We start from the raw sequence: 19,500 nt of genomic DNA, 5'->3' as shown, positions 1-19,500 counted from the left end.
TCCGGCCCAATTTGTGTCAGCTTGAACAGGCGTGGACTTAGAAGTCCATGCCGCCCATGCCGCCCATGCCACCGCCCATCGGCGGCATCGCGGGCTTGTCGTCCGGCTTCTCGCTGATCGCCGCTTCGGTGGTGATCAGCAGGCCCGAGACCGAGGCAGCGTCCTGCAGGGCAGTGCGGACGACCTTGGTCGGGTCGATCACGCCGGCAGCCTTGAGGTTCTCATAGGTGTCGGTCGCGGCGTTGAAGCCCTGGTTCTCGTCGTTCTCGCGCAGCAGGTTGCCGGCGACGACAGCACCGTCGTGACCCGCGTTTGCAGCGATCTGACGGATCGGGGCCTGGATCGCGCGGCGCACGATGTCGATGCCCTTGGTCTGGTCGTCGTTGGCGCCCTTGAGGCCGTCGAGAGCCTTGGTCGCATAGAGCAGCGCGGTACCGCCGCCCGAAACGATGCCTTCCTCAACCGCAGCGCGGGTGGCGTGGAGAGCGTCGTCGACGCGGTCCTTGCGCTCCTTCACTTCGACTTCGGTCGCACCGCCGACCTTGATGACGGCAACGCCGCCAGCAAGCTTGGCCAGACGCTCCTGCAGCTTCTCACGGTCGTAGTCCGAAGTGGTGACTTCGATCTGCGCACGGATCTGCTCGACGCGGGCCTTGATCTCGTCGGCCGAACCGGCACCGTCGACGATCGTGGTGTTGTCCTTGTCGATGGTGACCTTCTTGGCCTGGCCGAGCATGGCGAGCGTGACGCTCTCCAGCTTGATGCCGAGGTCTTCGGAGATCATTTCGCCGGCGGTCAGCGTGGCGATGTCGCCCAGCATGGCCTTGCGACGGTCACCGAAGCCCGGAGCCTTGACGGCAGCGATCTTGAGGCCACCGCGCAGCTTGTTGACGACGAGGGTCGCCAGCGCTTCGCCTTCGATGTCTTCGGCGATGATCAGCAGCGGGCGGCCCGACTGCACAACCGCTTCGAGGATCGGCAGCATCGCCTGGAGCGACGAGAGCTTCTTCTCGTGGATCAGGATGTACGGGTTCTCGAGCTCGACCGTCATCTTTTCCGGGTTGGTGATGAAGTAAGGCGAGAGGTAGCCGCGGTCGAACTGCATGCCTTCGACGACATCGAGTTCGAATTCGAGGCCCTTGGCCTCTTCCACGGTGATCACGCCTTCCTTGCCGACCTTTTCCATCGCCTCGGCGATCTTCTGGCCGACTTCGGTGTCACCATTGGCCGAGATGATGCCGACCTGGGCGATTTCGGCCGAGCCTGCGACCGGGGTCGAACGCGCCTTGAGGTTCTCGACGACCTTGCCGACGGCGATGTCGATGCCGCGCTTGAGGTCCATCGGGTTCATGCCCGCAGCAACCGCGGTCATGCCTTCGCGAACGATCGCCTGGGCGAGAACGGTCGCGGTGGTGGTGCCGTCACCGGCTGCGTCATTGGCCTTCGAGGCCACTTCGCGCAGCATCTGGGCGCCCATGTTCTCGAACTTGTCCTTGAGTTCGATTTCCTTGGCCACCGAAACACCGTCCTTGGTGATGCGGGGCGCGCCGAAGCTCTTGTCGATCACGACGTTGCGGCCCTTGGGGCCCAGCGTGACCTTCACCGCGTCGGCGAGGATGTCGACGCCGCGCAGAATGCGTTCACGAGCGTCGCGCGAAAAGCGTACGTCCTTGGCAGCCATTTCTCGTTCCTTTGAATGTCTTTGAGTTGATTCAGGAAATCCGGGGTTCGGCTCAGCCGATCACGCCCAGGATGTCCGATTCCTTCATGATCAGCAGGTCCTCGCCCGAAACCTTGACTTCGGTGCCGGACCACTTGCCGAACAGGACGCGGTCGCCGACCTTGACGTCGAGCGGGGTGATCGTGCCGTTTTCGGCGCGAGCGCCGGTGCCGGTGGCGACGATCTCGCCCTCAGCGGGCTTTTCCTTGGCGCTGTCGGGGATGATGATCCCGCCGGCAGTCTTTTCCTCGGCTTCGACGCGGCGTACGAGCACGCGATCGTGCAGCGGACGGAAAGTCATGGGTTGCTCCCTCTTCCAAGTTAAAAAATGAGCCTTGGCACTCTCAAGGCGAGAGTGCCAGCGGGCGGCATATGGGTGCCGGTGGAAGGGGCGTCAATGGGTGTGGCGCAGATTCTTTTCACGCAGATGAACAAATCGGCGAAGCGCACCTTCAGGCCGGCAGGAGCCCCAGCTTCGCGCGGTTTGCCCAGCGCCAGTGCATCAGTCCGGCAACGAAGATCAGCCCGACAAGCAGGCCGAACCACACGCCCAAGCCACCAAAGCCGGTAAACAGACCCAAGCCCAGCGCCGTGCCCACGCCTGGCACCCAGTAGCCGAAGATTGCGATGAGCATTGGCACGCGGGTGTCCTGCAATCCCCGCAGCTGGCTGGCGCCGACTGCCTGCGCGCCATCGAACAGCTGGAATGCAGCTGCAACCATCATGTACTGCCGTGCCAGCGCCACGACCGTCGCGTTCTGTGGGGCAGCAGGGTCAATGTAGAGCTGCAGGAGCTGAAGCGGGAACAGCAGCATGACGGCGGCCGACAGGGCCATGAAGCCAATGCCGAGTTGAGTCGCCACCCGGCCAGCTAGGGCGATGGCCGGGTTGTCGCCCGCGCCATAAGCGAGGCCGACGCGGATCGTCGCCGCCTGGCCGACGCCAAACGGTACCTGAAAGGCGATTGCCGCGAATTGCAGGGCCAGCGTATGTGCGGCCAGCTCGACTTCGCCGATTCTGCCCATCAGGAAGGCCGCGCCGTTGAACATGCCGGCCTCGGCGATGATCGTGCCGCAGATCGGCAGGCCGATCTTCAGAACATCCGCGAACCGCGTCCATTCGGGCTTCCACCACCGGCCAAGCAGGCGATAGCGGTGGAGCCTTCGATCGAAGCGTATCACGACGACGAACGCCAGCAGCATCGCCACGCTGGTCAACACGCTGGAGATCGCGGAACCAAGCAGGCCCAGTTCGGGCGCCCCCATGTGGCCGAAGACGAAGAGCCAGTTTCCCAGAGCATTGATCGCCACCGCCATGCCGGTGATCGCGGTGCCGATGCCGGGCCTGCCGAGCGTTGCCACGACGGTGCGGAGAAGCGCTGCAAGGACTGCGGGAATCGCGGCCCACATCAGCACCTGCAGGAAGGGAACGGCGCGCGCGATCACGCCAGGGTCCTGCCCGGTGATGCGCATCAGGGGCCCGCCGAGCATGCACACACCGATCGCGACGAGGGAGGCAAGCAGGCCAGCCCAGGCAGCCATGCGCACCGTGCGGCGCACTTCGCGAACTGCGTGCCGCCTTCGCCCAAGTTCCGCCGCGATCAGTGGCGATGCGGCACCGACGAGGCCCGTCAGGCTCCATACCAGCAGACCGAACAGCGAAACCGACAGCGACGAGGCTGCCAGCGCTTCCGGCCCGAGCCGCGCCACGAACACGACATCGACCGCGAAGACTGCCATCTGCAGGAGGTTGGCACCGACAAGCGGCGCGGCGAGCCGCAGCATCGCCCGCAGTTCGTCGATCCATCTGTGAGGCGGCCGTTCAAACATGGGACGCGCGGTGTAGGGCCGGGGGGCCCGGAAGGAAAGCGCTGTGTGACCGAGTCGCGGCAGGCCATGGCGCCACGCGGTCCAAGGGCCGTGGGCAGAAACTCCGCCATGAGCCAAGCGCCGTCACAAATCCATGATATATGTGGATTTCATGCGGCTTGATGTCACAAATCATGTCCGCGTGGCGGCAATGGTTGACCCACTCCCCGGTCAGTGACAGCGTTCTGCTGATGGAAGGGTTCGGCCAATGGGCAGACCGGCTGCGCATGGCACGCAAACCGGCGGCGCGGGCGCAAGGCGGCATCGGTCGCCTTCGCGCGCTTGTCGATGCGCATCCGCCGCATGGACCGAATCTGTCGCGACTGGCGGTGCGCGCAGCGACGCTTCTGCTGGTCATGGCCGCCGTCCAGGCCGTGGCGAGCCTCGCCTTCTACGATGTCATCGACAAGGAGACGCTGCGCGAGGATCACGCTCGGCGCGTTGCCGAACTGCTCGTGGTCAGCAACCGCGTGCACGAACTGCATCCGGACGCACTCGGCACGATCATGAGCACGAGCCACCTGGAAGTCGCGCTGTCCAACTCGCCACAGGCGCTGGTCGGTCGCGAGGACGAAGCTGTCAGCGAGATCCGGGGGCACATTCTGCGCTGGGAGCCCACCCTGGCCGGGCAGCAGATCATGCTCGGACTTGAGCCGTCGCGCTTGGGCTACGGCAATCTCGTCGGAGCGATGCGGCTTCGAGACGGGCATTGGCTCAACTTCCGTTCGCGCGACGTGACCTCGGGCTGGCCGATTGCCCTGCGCGCCACGGTATTGACGCTGATCACGGCCGTAGTCGGCTTTGCCCTGTCGCTGTGGTCGCTGCGCATCATCACCCGGCCCTTGCGCGAACTGACCGACGCCGCCGACGCGATCGGCAAGGGGCAGGTCGTGCCGGTGCGCGAAAGCGGCCCCGACGACCTGCGCAGTCTCGCCCGGTCGATGAATGCCATGCAGGAGCGCATCGCGGCGATGCTCGAGGATCAGGCGCGATCGTTCGAGGCCATCAGCCATGATCTGCGCACGCCCCTCTCGCGCGTGACCATAGCCGCCGACCTGATCGACGATGCCGAGATTGCAGGCCTTGTCCGTGATGCCACGAGCGAAATGGAAGCCATGCTGATGTCTCTCCAGCGCTACCTCAGGGCTCAGCACCTTGCGCCTGAAGCGGTCATGATGGACCTCGGCCTCGCAGTGACGGACCTTGTCATGGGCAGCTTTGAAGGGAAGGCCGAGGTCGAGGTTACGCCAGGGGCCATGATCTGCACCTGGCGCGAGCCCTTGCTGATGGCCCTGCACCCGCTGATCGAAAATGCCGTGCATTATGGCGGCAAGGCAAAGGTCTGCGTCGAACCGGATGCGCAAGGCCGCTGGCATGTATTGATCGCCGATGATGGGCCGGGAATTTCCGAAGACCAGTTCGAACGGATTCTTGCGCCGTTCTACCGCATCGACGACGCGCGGGCGCGCGACACGGCAGGTTTCGGGCTTGGCATTCCCACTGCACATCGTCTGCTTGAGCGCTTTGGTGGCGCTATCAAGTTCGCACGCGCGGAAAGCGGTGGGCTGTTGGTCTGCGTGCGGGTCCCCGTCGCAACGGACTGACCACAAACGAAAAAGGCGGAGCTGAATGCCCCGCCTTTCCCTGTAACTTGTCCGGAAAACCGGAAGAAGATTACTTGACTTCGACGGTGCCGCCGGCTTCCTCGATCTTCTTCTTGATGTCTTCGGCTTCAGCCTTCGACACGCCTTCCTTGATCGCCTTCGGAGCGCCTTCGACCAGCGCCTTGGCTTCGGTCAGGCCCAGGTTGGTGATCGCGCGGACTTCCTTGATGACCTGGATCTTCTTGCCACCGTCGCCGGTGAGGATGACGTCGAATTCGGTCTTCTCTTCAGCGGCTTCAGCAGCAGCGCCAGCCGGAGCAGCAGCAACGGCAACAGCAGCAGCGGCGGAAACGCCCCATGCTTCTTCGAGAGCCTTGGCGAGGTCAGCGGCTTCGAGGACGGTCAGCTTCGAAAGTTCTTCAACGAGCTTGGCGATATCGGCCATGGTATTTCACTCCTGATCTTGTGGTGCCCACGCGCCCGAGTGGCGCGGCGAGCGTAAATCGAACGAACGGTCTTATGCGGCTTCCTTGGCGTAGGCGCCGAAGACGCGGGCCAGCTTGGCTGCCGGAGCAGTCGTGAGCTGGGCGATCTTCGTGGCCGGAGCCTGGATGAGGCCGATAAGCGTGCCGCGCAGCTCGTCGAGGCTGGGCATGGAGGCGAGCGCCTTGACCCCGGCTTCGTTGAGAACCTGCGAACCCATTGCACCACCGACGATTTCGATCTTGTCGGTGGTCTTGGCGAACTCGACCACTGCCTTGGCGGCAGCAACCGGATCGACAGAGGCGGCGATTGCGGTCGGACCGGTGAAGAAATCACCCAGACCTTCGTAATCGGTGCCTGCGACGGCAAGCTTGGCAAGACTGTTCTTCGCAACCTTGTAGGTCGCGCCCGCTTCGCGGATCTTCGTGCGCAGGGCGGTGGACTGGGCCACCGTCATGCCGAGGTTGCGGGTGATGACCACCGCGCCGGCCTCGCTGAAGACGCCGTTAAGGAAGGCGACCGAATCGGCTTTCTGCGAACGATCCATGCCATACTCCTTCACATGTGACTGAGCCGGGAGACCCGGACAGTCGGCTACGTTTGTCGATGGCCCGAAGACCACCGGCGAGTCCGTGACAAGGGAAGGAGGTGCGCCGTAAAGCGCGAGGGGCGCCACGATCCTTGCAGGAGCGAGGGGCCTTGAAACTCTTTTCCCCGTCTAGGCTGGAGATTAAGTGCAGGCAGATCCCGCACACCAACTGTCTCGGACGGATGAACGATGAAACCAAAGAGGCCCACCGGTCAGGGCGGGCCTCTGGCGGATTCGGGCGTGAGAGTCAAGCTTCAGGCGGTTTCGGCGCCTTCCGGCTCGTATCCCAGCACGTCACCGGGCTGGCAATCCAGTTCGCGGCAGATCGCCTCGAGCGTGGAGAAGCGGATGGCCTTGGCCTTGCCGGTCTTGAGGATCGAGACGTTGGCGAGCGTCAGGTCGATGCGTTCGGCCAGTTCGGTCAGCGTCATGCGGCGGGCGTGGAGCAGGTCGTCGAGTTTGACATTGATCGGCATCACACGGTCCCTTCCAGGTCTTCGCGCATCTGCGCGCCGGTGCGGAACACCCGGGCGAGGATGAACAGGACAAGCGCGAGCAGCAGGCCGTTGATCGAGAAATCGGCATCGACATTGACCGACGCTGCATCCGCGCTGGCCTGCTCAAGCATCACGCCGACGATCCCGACGGGTATGGAAAGCAGCTGGATGATGACCGACAGCCACGCCATCGCGCGCAGACGCTCTGCGTTGCCGGGGGTGAATGGATCGCCGTCCTCGACCGTTGTGACGATGGCACGGAGCTTTTCGACGAACCGATGCATCGAAGCCAGCATTGCGGCGAGCAGCGGGAACATCAGCAGGATGAGCCAATAAGTCGATTCTGCGGCACCGGCCTTGGCGAGCTTTTCGGCAACCATCCCGTGCAGGCCGACCGTGGCTGCAAAACCTATACCGAGACCCACCATGCCAATCACGATTACGATCAGCATGAACGTGAGCAAAGCCTTGGCCAATCCCAGAAGCGGGTCGGTGCGGAGTGTGGACATTGGATTCCCTCCTGTTGAGTGGGCGGTCAGGCGGCGAGCGGGAGCTGGTAGGTCGCCATGACCGGACCATCGGCGAGCGCGAACGGGGCAGAGCCGGCATCCACCGTCGGCAGCCACAGCGTGGCAGCCAGCAGCAGCGAGAGGATCGCGGCGGCGGTCTGGGGAAGCAGGCGGGACATGATCGTTCTCCGATAAGGTCAATATCGATATTCAATAATGTCGTTTCGCCTTATCGTCAATCAATAATATTGAAAAACGATATATCGCTTATCGTTTTGCGACGTTACCGCGCGTTTGCCATGCAAAAAGCCCCGTCCAGCGGACGAGGCTCATTTGTCCTTGAAGGGTTTTGGAAGGGTTCAGGCCTGCGCGTAATCCGTGCGAACCTCGGGCACCACCTGCTCGGCACGTGTTGAGGTGGGCACCTCGCTGCGCGCGGCCATCGATTGCACCATGATCCGTGCGCGGCGGCGGCGCGCCTTGCGCGACTGGAACGGGTTGGCATCGTCTGGCGGAGACGCAACGATGCGTTCGATCAGGGCTTCGCGCTCGCTCGCGGTGCGGGTGCTTGCAGCCGACATGGCGTATGTCGGGGTCGAGGGTCGCTCGGGCGGCATTGGCGGCGCGACGCGGCGTTCGGGCTGCGGCCTCAGACTGGGCCGGGTTGCAACCGGGGGCACGAAATCCACGTCTTCCGCATAGACGCGACGGCGGCGGCTGACGGCAAGGCCCACGCCACCCAGCACGAGCAGGGTTGCTGCAGCGCCGACCGGCAGTGCCCAGTCCGGTGCTACACTGTCCGTGGCGACGTCTGCCGCAACGGGGGCTGCTGTCGTTGGCTCTGAAACTGAAGACGATGCAACAGCGGGGATGGGGGCCGGGACGGGGGCTGCGACCGGCGTTGGCGTCGATTCCGTTGCAGCTGCTGGCGCAGGTGCAGGCGCCGACTCACGCGCCACTGAACGCGGCGCGGGACGCGCGGCCGGTCGGGGCTGCGCGATCGGCGCGGCCACTGGCGTCGATGCGGTCGCGGGCTCAGGAACAGGCTCCGGCGTTGCAGTCGGGATCACGATGGTCGGAGCTGCCGGCGCGGGAGTCACGACAGGGGCCGCTGCCACAGGTGCATCAGTTACAGGAATAGTAACGTCCTGCGCATGGGCAGTTCCGGCAGTAAGCAGCAGCATGGCTGAAATCGCCATGGTGTTGCGGGGCGATATGGCGTTGATCTTGGTCATGAAGTGAAAACGCGACGAACCGCGCAATAGGTTCCGTATTGGCGACGAAACGAGCGGTTATTGCCCGTGAGGTGTCGCCACTTTGGTTCTCCGCAACAATGTTTCACGGTTTCTGAACCGACGTTCATCGTTTAACGGAATTACTTGGCGGTGCCTCCCGTGGCCCCCGAAATGCCTTTGCGCCCTTTGACTTAACGATCGGCATTGCCTATATGCCGCCCCTGTCCAGCGCTTCGAGCAAGGCCGTCCCATGCGCAGGGGGTGGCTCGGGAAGGAGGCGCAGGGCAATCCATCTGACGCAAGAGGCTGCGGGCCATGGCTTCCGTTGAACGGGGTGCCGTGCGCTGTGCGGCCTTTCGCCGTTTGGTGGCCCATCGCCCGCGCGTGGCAGAATTTCCGCCGGTTTTCCGGCCATTTGTTGAAAGAGGCTCGCAACCTTTATGGTTTCCAAGACAGCCAGTCGTCCCGGTGTGAAGAAGCGCATCCGCAAGATCTTCGGGGACATCCACGAAGTCGTGCAGATGCCGAACCTCATCGAGGTCCAGCGCGAATCGTACGAGCAGTTCCTCCGCTCCGATCCGTCGATCGGCTATGTCTCGGGCCTCGAGAAGACGCTGCGTTCGGTCTTCCCGATCCAGGATTTCGCCGGCACCGCCAGCCTCGATATCAAGGAGCGTGACGGTTACGTCCTCGAAGCGCCGAAGTACGACGTGAACGAATGCCGCCAGCGCGGCATCACCTATGCTGCGCCGATGAAGGTCACGCTCAAGCTTGCCACCTTCGAGGTCGATGCCGAGACCGAGACCAAGTCGCTCATCGATATCAAGGAGCAGGACGTCTACATGGGCGACATCCCGCTCATGACCGAGAACGGGACGTTCTTCATCAACGGCACCGAGCGCGTGATCGTGTCGCAGATGCACCGTTCGCCCGGCGTGCTGTTCGACCATGACCGCGGCAAGACCCACTCCTCGGGCAAGTACCTCTTCGCGGCCCGCGTGATCCCCTACCGTGGTTCGTGGCTCGACTTCGAATTCGACGCCAAGGACATCGTCAACGTCCGTATCGACCGCAAGCGCAAGCTGCCGGTCACCGCGCTGCTTCATGCGCTGGGCCTGGACGACGAGCAGATCCTCCACCACTTCTACGACACCGTGAACTGGGCACGTGCCGAGGGCGGCTGGAAGGTGCCCTTCGTGCTCGAACAGTGGCGCGGATCGAAGCCGATGTTCGACATCGTCGATGCCAAGTCGGGCGAAGTGATCTTCCCGGCGGGCCAGAAGATCTCCCCCCGCGCTGCCAACAAGGCGGCCAAGGACGGGCTTGAAGAGCTGCTGATCCCGACCGAGGAGATCTTCGGCCGCTATGCCGCGCGTGACCTGATCGACGAAGCCACGGGCCGCATCTGGATCGAAGCCGGTGACGAAGTCTCGCCGGAAAACCTCGATCTGCTCGACAAGGCCGGGATCGACACGCTCGAACTGCTCGACATCGATCACGTCTCGACCGGTCCCTGGATCCGCAATACCCTCAAGGCCGACAAGGCTCCGGATCGCGACCACGCGCTGGCCGATATCTATCGCGTCATGCGCCCGGGCGAGCCGCCGACGCGCGAAACCGCCGAAGCGCTGTTCGATGGCCTGTTCTTCGATGCCGACCGCTACGACCTCTCGGCCGTGGGTCGCGTCAAGCTGAACATGCGCCTCGGCCTCGAGTGCGATGACAGCGTCACCACCCTGCGCACCGACGACATCCTCGCCGTGGTCAAGGAACTGGTGAACCTCAAGGACGGCAAGGGCGAAGTCGACGACATCGACAACCTCGGCAACCGTCGCGTGCGTTCGGTGGGCGAGCTGCTGGAAAACCAGTACCGCGTCGGCCTGCTGCGCATGGAGCGCGCCGTGAAGGAGCGCATGTCCTCGGTCGACGTGTCGACCGTCATGCCGAACGACCTGATCAACGCAAAGCCCGCCGTGGCCGCCGTGCGCGAGTTCTTCGGTTCCTCGCAGCTCTCGCAGTTCATGGACCAGACCAACCCGCTTTCGGAAGTCACCCACAAGCGCCGCGTTTCGGCACTTGGGCCGGGCGGTCTGACCCGCGAGCGCGCCGGCTTCGAAGTCCGCGACGTTCACCCGACCCACTATGGCCGCATCTGCCCGATCGAAACGCCGGAAGGCCCGAACATCGGTCTGATCAACTCGCTGTCGACCTTCGCGCGCGTCAACAAGTACGGCTTCATCGAAACTCCGTACCGCAAGGTCGTCGACGGCAAGGTGACCAAGGACGTCATCTATCTCTCGGCGATGGAAGAGCAGAAGCACACCGTGGCGCAGGCCTCGGCCGAGCTGAATGCTGACGGATCGTTCGTCGAGGAACTCGTCTCGGCCCGCCAGAACGGCGAATTCGTGATGAGCCCGCGTGACCAGATCACGCTGATGGACGTCAGCCCCAAGCAGCTCGTCTCGGTTGCCGCCTCGCTCATTCCGTTCCTGGAAAACGACGACGCCAACCGCGCGCTCATGGGCTCGAACATGCAGCGCCAGGCCGTGCCGCTGATCAAGGCCGATGCGCCGTTTGTCGGCACCGGCATGGAAGAGACCGTGGCGCGCGATTCGGGCGCTGCGATCTCGGCCCTGCGTTCGGGCGTGGTCGACCAGGTCGACGCAACCCGTATCGTGATCCGCGCCTCGGGCGATATCGAACCCGGCCAGTCGGGCGTCGACATCTACCGCCTGCAGAAGTTCGAGCGCTCGAACCAGTCGACCTGCATCAACCAGCGTCCGCTGGTGAAGGTGGGCGACCTGATCGAGAAGGGCGACATCATCGCCGACGGTCCGTCGACCGAGTTCGGTGAACTGGCGCTGGGCCGCAACGTGCTCGTCGCGTTCATGCCCTGGAACGGCTACAACTACGAAGACTCGATCCTGATCAGCGAACGCATCGTCAAGGAAGACGTCTTCACCTCGATCCATATCGAGGAGTTCGAAGTCATGGCGCGCGACACCAAGCTCGGGCCTGAGGACATCACCCGCGACATCCCGAACGTCGGCGAGGAAGCCCTGCGCAACCTCGACGAGGCGGGCATCGTCTACATCGGTGCGGAAGTTCACCCCGGTGACATCCTCGTCGGCAAGATCACCCCGAAGGGTGAATCGCCGATGACGCCGGAAGAGAAGCTGCTCCGCGCGATCTTCGGTGAAAAGGCCAGCGACGTGCGCGACACCTCGCTTCGCCTCCCGCCCGGCGTTGCCGGAACGATCGTCGACGTTCGCGTCTTCAACCGTCACGGCATCGAGATCGACGACCGTACACGCGCCATCCAGAACGAGGAAATCGAACGCCTCGCCAAGGACCGCGAGGACGAGCGCGCGATCCTCAACCGCGCCACCTTCAACCGCCTGCGCGACATGCTGCTCGGCCAGGTCTCGGCTGCAGCGCCCAAGGGCATCAAGAAGGGCGAAGTCATCGACGAGCAGGTTCTCGCCGATGTCGAGCGTCACGAATGGTGGAAGTTCGCCGTTGCCGACGATGCACGCCAGCAGCAGCTGGAGGCGGTCAAGGCGCAGTACGACACTGCGGTGAAGGCGATCCAGGAGAAGTTCGAGGACCGCAAGGAAAAGCTCGAGCGTGGCGATGAACTCGCCCCCGGCGTGCTCAAGATGGTCAAGGTCTTCGTTGCCGTGAAGCGCAAGCTGCAGCCGGGCGACAAGATGGCCGGCCGTCACGGCAACAAGGGCATCATCAGCCGCATCCTGCCGCAGGAAGACATGCCCTTCCTCGAGGACGGTACGCCTGTCGACTTCGTGCTCAACCCGCTGGGCGTGCCTTCGCGCATGAACGTCGGGCAGATCTTCGAAACGCACCTTGGCTGGGCCGCCCGCGGCCTTGGCAAGCGCATTGGCGCGGCTCTTGACGCATGGCGCGAGGCCAACCCGAACCCCGAGGCCGGCCAGCCGCCGGAAGCGGTGCGCGAGCTGCTCAAGGAGATCTACGGCGACAACTATGCCGACGAGATCGACGCCCGCAACGACGCGCAGATCATCGACTTTGCCCAAGCTGTCCGCAACGGCGTGCCGATGGGCTCGCCGGTGTTCGACGGCGCGGTGGAAAAGGACGTGACCGACATGCTGCGTCTGGCCGGGCTCGATGAATCGGGTCAGGTCACGCTGTTCGACGGTCGCACCGGCGATGCCTTCGACCGCAAGGTGACGGTGGGCATGAAGTACGTGCTCAAGCTTCACCACCTGGTCGACGACAAGATCCACGCACGTTCGATCGGGCCGTACTCGCTCGTTACCCAGCAGCCGCTGGGCGGCAAGGCGCAGTTCGGTGGTCAGCGCTTCGGCGAAATGGAGGTCTGGGCGCTTCAGGCCTACGGCGCGGCCTACACGCTGCAGGAAATGCTCACGGTGAAGTCGGACGACGTGGTCGGCCGCACCAAGGTCTACGAAGCGATCGTCAAGGGCGACGACACCTTCGAGGCCGGCATTCCCGAAAGCTTCAACGTGCTCGTCAAGGAAATGCGCTCGCTGGGCCTCAACGTCGAACTGTCGTCGCTCGATGACACGGATGACGACGGCCTCGCCGAGGCGGCGGAGTAAGGAACACGGGCGGCGGTTCTGCCGCCGCCCACCCCTTCGCACCAGAATTCACGTCCAACGCCCTTTCACAGGGCAAGGGAACGGCACCAAATGAACGACCTGACCAAATTCACCAACCAGCTCGCCAAGCCCGAGACCTTCGACCAGATCCAGATCGGTCTGGCGTCGCCTGAGCGCATTCGCAGCTGGTCCTTCGGCGAGATCAAGAAGCCGGAAACCATCAACTACCGCACGTTCAAGCCCGAGCGTGACGGCCTGTTCTGCGCGCGCATCTTCGGCCCCGTGAAGGACTACGAGTGCCTCTGCGGCAAGTACAAGCGCATGAAGTACAAGGGCGTCGTCTGCGAAAAGTGCGGCGTCGAAGTCACCGTCACCAAGGTGCGCCGCGAGCGCATGGGCCATATCGAACTGGCCGCGCCCGTCGCGCACATCTGGTTCCTCAAGTCGCTGCCCTCGCGCATCGGCCTGCTCCTCGACATGCAGCTCAAGCAGCTTGAGCGCATCCTCTACTTCGAAAGCTACGTCGTCATCGAGCCGGGCCTGACCCCGCTCGAGAAGTACCAGCTGCTGACCGAGGACGAACTGCTCGACGCGCAGGACGAGTATGGCGAAGACGCCTTCTCGGCCGGCATCGGTGCCGAGGCCGTCAAGCACATGCTGATGAACCTCGATCTCGAGCAGGAGCGCGACGATCTGATGGAAGAGCTGCGGACGACCAAGTCCGAGCTCAAGCCCAAGAAGATCATCAAGCGCCTGAAGGTCGTGGAATCCTTCATCGATTCAGGGAATCGCCCCGAATGGATGATCCTCGATGTCGTGCCGGTCATTCCGCCCGAACTGCGCCCCCTGGTGCCATTGGACGGTGGCCGCTTCGCGACCTCGGACCTCAACGACCTCTATCGCCGCGTCATCAATCGCAACAACCGCCTCAAGCGCCTGATCGAGCTGCGCGCGCCGGACATCATCGTCCGCAACGAAAAGCGCATGCTGCAGGAAGCCGTTGACGCGCTGTTCGACAATGGCCGCCGTGGCCGCGTGATCACCGGCGCCAACAAGCGTCCGCTGAAGTCGCTGTCCGACATGCTCAAGGGCAAGCAGGGCCGCTTCCGCCAGAACCTGCTCGGCAAGCGCGTCGACTATTCGGGCCGTTCGGTCATCGTGACCGGCCCGGAACTCAAGCTGCACCAGTGCGGCCTTCCGAAGAAGATGGCGCTCGAACTGTTCAAGCCGTTCATCTACGCGCGTCTTGATGCGAAGGGTCTGTCGATGACCCTGAAGCAGGCCAAGAAGTGGGTCGAGAAGGAGCGCAAGGAAGTCTGGGACATCCTTGACGAGGTGATCCGCGAACACCCGGTCATGCTGAACCGTGCGCCGACGCTGCACCGTCTCGGCATCCAGGCGTTCGAGCCGGTCCTCATCGAAGGCAAGGCGATCCAGCTGCACCCGCTCGTCTGCTCGGCCTTCAACGCCGACTTCGACGGTGACCAGATGGCCGTCCACGTACCGCTTTCGCTGGAAGCCCAGCTCGAAGCGCGCGTGCTGATGATGTCGACCAACAACATCCTCTCGCCCGCCAACGGCAAGCCGATCATCGTGCCTTCGCAGGACATGGTGCTGGGCATCTACTATCTGTCGATGGACCGCGCCGGCGAGCCGGGCGAAGGCATGATGCTGGCCGACATGGCCGAAGTGCACCAGGCGCTGGAGGCCAAGGCCGTCACGCTGCACTCGAAGATCATCGCCCGCGTTCCGCAGACCGACGAGAACGGCAAGCAGTACCTCAAGCGTTTCGAAACGACGCCGGGCCGCATGCTGATCGGCGAATGCCTGCCCAAGAGCCACAAGGTTCCGTTCGAGATCGTCAACCGCCTTCTGACCAAGAAGGAAATCGGCGACGTGATCGACCAGGTCTATCGCCACACCGGCCAGAAGGACACGGTGCTGTTCGCCGACGCCATCATGGCGCTGGGCTTCCGCAACGCGTTCAAGGCGGGCATCTCGTTCGGCAAGGATGACATGATCATCCCCGACAGCAAGGATGCGCTGGTTGCCGAGACCAAGGAACTGGTTGCCGACTACGAGCAGCAGTACCAGGACGGCCTGATCACCCAGCAGGAAAAGTACAACAAGGTGATCGACGCCTGGAGCCGTTGCGGCGACCAGGTTGCGAATGCCATGATGGAAGAGCTCAAGAGCTCGCCTGTCGACGAGGCGACCGGCCGTCAGAAGCCGATCAACGCGATCTACATGATGTCGCACTCGGGCGCTCGTGGCTCCCCGGCGCAGATGAAGCAGCTTGCGGGCATGCGCGGCCTGATGGCCAAGCCCTCGGGCGAGATCATCGAAACCCCGATCATCTCGAACTTCAAGGAAGGTCTGACCGTTCTTGAATACTTCAACTCGACCCACGGTGCTCGTAAGGGCCTCGCGGACACCGCGCTGAAGACCGCGAACTCGGGTTACCTGACCCGTCGTCTGGTCGACGTGTCGCAGGACTGCGTCGTGATCGAGGAAGACTGCGGCACCGAGCGTGCGCTGGAAATGCGCGCGATCGTCCAGGGCGGCTCGACGATTGCCTCGCTGGGCGAGCGCATCCTTGGCCGTACCCTCGCCGAAGACCTGATCGAGGCGAAGTCGGGCGAGGTCATCGCGCAGAAGGGCGAACTGCTCGACGAAGCCGCGATCGCGAAGATCGAAGCTGCCGGCGTGCAGTCGGCCAAGATCCGCTCGCCGCTGGTCTGCGAAGCCCAGCAGGGCGTGTGCGGCACGTGCTATGGCCGTGACCTTGCGCGCGGTACGCCGGTCAACATCGGTGAAGCTGTCGGCGTCATCGCCGCGCAGTCGATCGGTGAGCCGGGCACCCAGCTGACCATGCGTACCTTCCACATCGGTGGCGCGGCGCAGGTCAACGAGCAGTCGCACCTCGAGGCGATCTCGGATGGTACCGTGGTCTACCGCGACATTCCGACGATCACCGACAAGCGCGGCCGTCGTCTGTCGCTTGCTCGCAACGGCGAAATCGTGGTCATGGACACCGAGGGCCGTGAGCGCGCGATTCACCGCGTGCCTTACGGTACCCACCTGCTGCACGAGAACGGCGCTATCATCTCGCAGGGCGATCGCCTGGCCGAGTGGGACCCGTTCACCCTGCCGGTGATCACCGAAAAGCCGGGTATCGTGCGCTATCAGGACCTTGTCGACGGCAAGACCCTGACCGAGCAGACCGACGAAGCCACCGGCATGTCGAGCCGCGTCGTCACCGAGAACCGTGCCGCCGGCCGGGGCAAGAAGGAGGACCTGCGTCCTCGCCTGACCCTGCTCGACGACGATTCGGGCGAAGCTGCACGCTACCTGATGGCTCCGGGCACCACGCTCTCGGTCGAGGACGGCCAGCGCGTCGAAGCGGGCGACATCCTCGCCCGTGCATCGCGCGAAGCCGCCAAGACCCGCGACATCACCGGCGGTCTGCCGCGCGTTGCCGAACTGTTCGAGGCCCGCAAGCCGAAGGACAATTCGATCATTGCCAAGATCGCAGGGCGCATCGAGTTCGTGCGTGACTACAAGGCCAAGCGCAAGATCGCGATCATCCCGGAAGAGGGTGAACCGGTCGAGTACCTCGTGCCGAAGAGCCGCGTGATCGACGTGCAGGAAGGCGACTACGTCAAGAAGGGCGACAACCTGATCTCGGGCTCGCCCGATCCGCACGACATTCTGGAAGTGATGGGTGTCGAGGCTCTGGCCGAGTACCTCGTCGCGGAAATCCAGGAAGTCTACCGCTTGCAGGGCGTTAAGATCAACGACAAGCACATCGAGGTGATCGTTCGCCAGATGCTGCAGAAGGTCGAGATCACCAACGGTGGCGACACCACCCTGCTGCCGGGCGAACAGGTCGACCTCGAGGAGATGCTCGAAACCAACGCCAAGCTGGAAGAGGGCATGCAGCCCGCCGAAGGCAAGCCGGTGCTGCTGGGCATCACCAAGGCCTCGCTGCAGACGCGCTCGTTCATCTCGGCCGCGTCGTTCCAGGAAACCACCCGCGTGCTCACGCAGGCGGCCGTGGAAGGCAAGAAGGACTCGCTGATCGGTCTCAAGGAGAACGTGATCGTCGGTCGTCTCATCCCCGCCGGTACCGGTGCGGGCATGAATCGCCTGCGCGTCGCCGCCTCCTCGCGCGATGCCGCGCTGCGTGCCTCCTACCGCAAGCTCCAGGAATCGCTGATCGCTCCGGCGACGGCAGCCGAAGAGCATGCAGCCGAGCTGGCGCAGGGGCCGGAAGCCGCAATCGGTGACGATCCGCTGGCGGCGGTCGAGGGCGAGACCCACGGCACCGACGCCGATGCCGGCGATTACCTGATCGAGGGCGACGAGGCGTAAGGCTTCGTCGATCCGTCAGGGACAGTTTGAAGGCCTCGCCGGAGCGATCCGGCGGGGCCTTTTTACGTCTGCTTGACAGGGGCGCCGGGCTTCTACGGCAGTAGAAATTCCTACGCTCCTGAAACGCCAATCTAACTTCGTTGCCTCATGCCATGTATACCAATCTCAAGGGACACGGCATGCTCAGTGAGCAGACTTCACGTGGCGCCAAACTGGTCGTCGCATTGATACTCGCGGCGATCCTGATCGTGGGCGTGGCGGTCAGCTATATTCGGTTCGGCGGACCGCTCCACAAGCAGAACCTGTTGCAGGACGAACTCCTGGCAGACATCCTGCCGCCGCCGGCGTTCGTAGTCGAACCCTATCTTCACGCCACATGGTCGCTGACCGACCCCGCGCACGCCGTTCACGCAAAGGCGGAACTCGCCGAAGAGCGCGCGCTGTTCGAACAGCGCAAGGCCTATTGGGCCACGGCGCCTGTGCCTGATGAACTGCGCAACGAAGTGCAGGCCACCATCGGCACTGCCGATGCATTCTGGCAGGCCATCGACCAGCGATTTCTTCCGGCTCTCGAATCCGGGGATACCGCGACGATGCTGCGAGTCCAGCAGGAGGAACTTGCCCCAGCCTACCTGAAAAAGCACGACGCGGTCGAGCATCTCGTTGAGCGGTCCACCGCCTATCGCGCCGCGCTGATGGAAAATGCCAATCGCCTCGTGTTCATCCTGATCGCAGCGTTCGCGGCGATTGCCTGCGCTGTTCTCGCTATCGTGCTGTTTGCCGCCAGGATGATCCGGCAGCGCGTCGTTGCGCCGTTGGTCGAGACTGCCGGGACGATGCAGCGCATGGCCGAAGGCGATTATCGCACCGAAGCTTCGGGGGCGGAGCGGAATGACGAGATCGGCGTGATGGCACGCGCCATTGGTGTTTTCCGGGAGAACGGCATCGCCCGGGCCAAGGCGCAGGAGGAGCAGCAGGCAGTCGTTGCGGCGCTATCGGCAGGCCTTGACTGCATGGCGCGCCAGAATCTCGAACATCGCATCGACCAGCGCTTCCCCGAAGCCTACGAGGAGCTGCGGACGAACTACAACATCGCCGTCGATGCCCTTGCATCGGCAATGCGCACCGTACGTGTGGGCGCAGCGAGTGTGCTCAATTCGATCGCCGAGATCCGCGATGCCAGCGACGATCTGGCGCGGCGCAACGAGCAGCAGGCATCGAGCCTCGCCCAGACCGCATCGGCCATGCAAAGCGTGACCGGCAGCGTGCGGGAAACCGCATCGGGGGCAAAGGATGTCAATGTTGCGATCAGCTCGGCCCATGGCGAGGCCAGCAGTGGCGGCGAAGTGGTGCAGCAGGCCATTGCCGCGATGGCCGCGATCGAAGCATCGGCGCAGGAGATCAGCAATATCATCTCGGTCATCGATGGAATCGCGTTCCAGACCAACCTGCTGGCCCTGAATGCTGGTGTCGAGGCCGCACGCGCGGGCGAATCCGGCAAGGGCTTTGCCGTTGTCGCAACCGAAGTCCGTGCCCTGGCCCAGCGCTCTGCCGAAGCCGCGCAGAACATCAAGACTCTGATCGAGAACAGCACGAGCCAGGTGGAGGAGGGTGTCCGACTGGTTGGCGAAACCGGCTCCCGCCTGACCGGCATCGTCGATCAGATCGCAGCAGTCGATGCTTTGGTCACGCAGATCGCGCAGGCCGCGGCGCGACAGGCGGAAAGTCTTGAGCAGGTCAACGTGGAAGTGGCCGCCATGGACCGGATGACGCAGGCGAACGCTGCAATGGTGGAGGAATCCTCGGCGGCAACCCGCAGCCTGTCCTCCGAGGCGGAGCGGCTGACCGATCTGGTCTCGACCTTCCGCACGCGCGATATCGAAAACCGGCCGACAGAGGTGCCCAACCCGCAGGTCTTGCGGCGCTCTTCAGCACTTAAAGAGGATGTGGCGTCACCCAGGATCCTGCGCTTCGGTACCTGAAAAGGCAGCAAGGCCGGACGCCCATGGCATCCGGCCTT

General features: G+C 63.7%; 13 protein-coding genes. 4 read left to right on the top strand and 9 right to left on the bottom strand.

What is annotated here, in order from left to right:
- Nucleotides 1–37: 37 nt before the first annotated feature.
- The 3 genes from groL to AC3WLM_RS08100 all read right to left on the bottom strand — a co-directional run bounded on the left by groL (nucleotide 38) and on the right by AC3WLM_RS08100 (nucleotide 3,549).
- A complete protein-coding gene (gene groL, locus AC3WLM_RS08110; protein WP_492477088.1) occupies nucleotides 38–1,681 on the bottom strand; it encodes a chaperonin GroEL in 1,644 nt (547 codons plus the stop codon).
- Between the two features lie 52 nt (nucleotides 1,682–1,733).
- Nucleotides 1,734–2,021 (bottom strand): co-chaperone GroES, encoded by a 288-nt coding sequence (groES, locus tag AC3WLM_RS08105; protein WP_039337841.1) that lies wholly within the window; start codon nucleotides 2,019–2,021, stop codon nucleotides 1,734–1,736.
- Between the two features lie 151 nt (nucleotides 2,022–2,172).
- A complete protein-coding gene (locus AC3WLM_RS08100; RefSeq protein WP_492477087.1) occupies nucleotides 2,173–3,549 on the bottom strand; it encodes an MATE family efflux transporter in 1,377 nt (458 codons plus the stop codon).
- A 194-nt stretch (nucleotides 3,550–3,743) separates the two neighbouring features.
- Between AC3WLM_RS08100 and AC3WLM_RS08095 the strand changes: the two genes are divergently transcribed.
- On the top strand, nucleotides 3,744–5,192 hold the full coding sequence (locus tag AC3WLM_RS08095) for an ATP-binding protein (RefSeq protein WP_492477086.1): 1,449 nt from the start codon (nucleotides 3,744–3,746) through the stop codon (nucleotides 5,190–5,192).
- Between the two features lie 70 nt (nucleotides 5,193–5,262).
- Here the strand turns inward: AC3WLM_RS08095 and rplL are convergent, their stop codons facing one another.
- From rplL to AC3WLM_RS08065, 6 genes are all read right to left on the bottom strand, one after another.
- Complete coding sequence (rplL, locus tag AC3WLM_RS08090; RefSeq protein WP_039337844.1) at nucleotides 5,263–5,637, bottom strand: 50S ribosomal protein L7/L12; 375 nt, start codon at nucleotides 5,635–5,637, stop codon at nucleotides 5,263–5,265.
- Nucleotides 5,638–5,709: 72 nt separating this feature from the next.
- Complete coding sequence (rplJ, locus tag AC3WLM_RS08085) at nucleotides 5,710–6,222, bottom strand: 50S ribosomal protein L10 (protein ID WP_039337847.1); 513 nt, start codon at nucleotides 6,220–6,222, stop codon at nucleotides 5,710–5,712.
- A 296-nt stretch (nucleotides 6,223–6,518) separates the two neighbouring features.
- Entirely contained in the window at nucleotides 6,519–6,740 is a 222-nt protein-coding gene (locus AC3WLM_RS08080) for a helix-turn-helix domain-containing protein (protein ID WP_492477085.1), read from the bottom strand.
- Nucleotides 6,740–7,270, bottom strand: a complete 531-nt coding sequence (locus tag AC3WLM_RS08075) for a DUF2975 domain-containing protein (RefSeq protein ID WP_039337849.1) — start codon at nucleotides 7,268–7,270, stop codon at nucleotides 6,740–6,742. Before AC3WLM_RS08075 ends, AC3WLM_RS08080 begins: the two co-directional genes overlap by 1 nt.
- 26 nt (nucleotides 7,271–7,296) lie before the next feature.
- The gene (locus AC3WLM_RS08070) at nucleotides 7,297–7,449 is read right to left on the bottom strand and encodes a hypothetical protein (protein ID WP_156451958.1); all 153 of its coding nucleotides are present in this window, start codon (nucleotides 7,447–7,449) and stop codon (nucleotides 7,297–7,299) included.
- Nucleotides 7,450–7,629: 180 nt separating this feature from the next.
- Nucleotides 7,630–8,505 (bottom strand): hypothetical protein, encoded by an 876-nt coding sequence (locus tag AC3WLM_RS08065; protein ID WP_492477084.1) that lies wholly within the window; start codon nucleotides 8,503–8,505, stop codon nucleotides 7,630–7,632.
- A 440-nt stretch (nucleotides 8,506–8,945) separates the two neighbouring features.
- Here AC3WLM_RS08065 and rpoB point away from each other — a divergent pair, with 440 nt between their 5' ends.
- The 3 genes from rpoB to AC3WLM_RS08050 all read left to right on the top strand — a co-directional run bounded on the left by rpoB (nucleotide 8,946) and on the right by AC3WLM_RS08050 (nucleotide 19,462).
- Nucleotides 8,946–13,106 (top strand): DNA-directed RNA polymerase subunit beta, encoded by a 4,161-nt coding sequence (gene rpoB, locus AC3WLM_RS08060; RefSeq protein WP_492477083.1) that lies wholly within the window; start codon nucleotides 8,946–8,948, stop codon nucleotides 13,104–13,106.
- 90 nt (nucleotides 13,107–13,196) lie between these two features.
- Nucleotides 13,197–17,480, top strand: a complete 4,284-nt coding sequence (gene rpoC / locus AC3WLM_RS08055) for a DNA-directed RNA polymerase subunit beta' (protein WP_039337853.1) — start codon at nucleotides 13,197–13,199, stop codon at nucleotides 17,478–17,480.
- Nucleotides 17,481–17,659: 179 nt separating this feature from the next.
- Nucleotides 17,660–19,462: a methyl-accepting chemotaxis protein gene (locus AC3WLM_RS08050; RefSeq protein WP_492477082.1), complete on the top strand. Its 1,803-nt coding sequence runs from the start codon at nucleotides 17,660–17,662 to the stop codon at nucleotides 19,460–19,462.
- Nucleotides 19,463–19,500 lie beyond the last annotated feature (38 nt).

The organism is Novosphingobium sp. FW305-C-30-35 (assembly GCF_058783135.1).
The sequence above is the reverse complement of the archived record's forward strand: the minus strand, read 5'-3'. Positions and strand labels throughout refer to the sequence as shown.

What these genes read in the sequence shown, in the direction of transcription:
- groL (WP_492477088.1), bottom strand. Translation starts at nt 1,681, where the DNA reads ATGGCTGCCAAGGACGTACGCTTTTCGCGCGACGCTCGTGAACGCATT.
- groES (WP_039337841.1), bottom strand. Translation starts at nt 2,021, where the DNA reads ATGACTTTCCGTCCGCTGCACGATCGCGTGCTCGTACGCCGCGTCGAA.
- AC3WLM_RS08075 (WP_039337849.1), bottom strand. Translation starts at nt 7,270, where the DNA reads ATGTCCACACTCCGCACCGACCCGCTTCTGGGATTGGCCAAGGCTTTG.
- rpoB (WP_492477083.1), top strand. Translation starts at nt 8,946, where the DNA reads ATGGTTTCCAAGACAGCCAGTCGTCCCGGTGTGAAGAAGCGCATCCGC.
- AC3WLM_RS08080 (WP_492477085.1), bottom strand. Translation starts at nt 6,740, where the DNA reads ATGCCGATCAATGTCAAACTCGACGACCTGCTCCACGCCCGCCGCATG.
- rpoC (WP_039337853.1), top strand. Translation starts at nt 13,197, where the DNA reads ATGAACGACCTGACCAAATTCACCAACCAGCTCGCCAAGCCCGAGACC.
- AC3WLM_RS08070 (WP_156451958.1), bottom strand. Translation starts at nt 7,449, where the DNA reads ATGTCCCGCCTGCTTCCCCAGACCGCCGCCGCGATCCTCTCGCTGCTG.
- rplJ (WP_039337847.1), bottom strand. Translation starts at nt 6,222, where the DNA reads ATGGATCGTTCGCAGAAAGCCGATTCGGTCGCCTTCCTTAACGGCGTC.
- AC3WLM_RS08100 (WP_492477087.1), bottom strand. Translation starts at nt 3,549, where the DNA reads ATGTTTGAACGGCCGCCTCACAGATGGATCGACGAACTGCGGGCGATG.
- rplL (WP_039337844.1), bottom strand. Translation starts at nt 5,637, where the DNA reads ATGGCCGATATCGCCAAGCTCGTTGAAGAACTTTCGAAGCTGACCGTC.
- AC3WLM_RS08050 (WP_492477082.1), top strand. Translation starts at nt 17,660, where the DNA reads ATGCTCAGTGAGCAGACTTCACGTGGCGCCAAACTGGTCGTCGCATTG.
- AC3WLM_RS08065 (WP_492477084.1), bottom strand. Translation starts at nt 8,505, where the DNA reads ATGACCAAGATCAACGCCATATCGCCCCGCAACACCATGGCGATTTCA.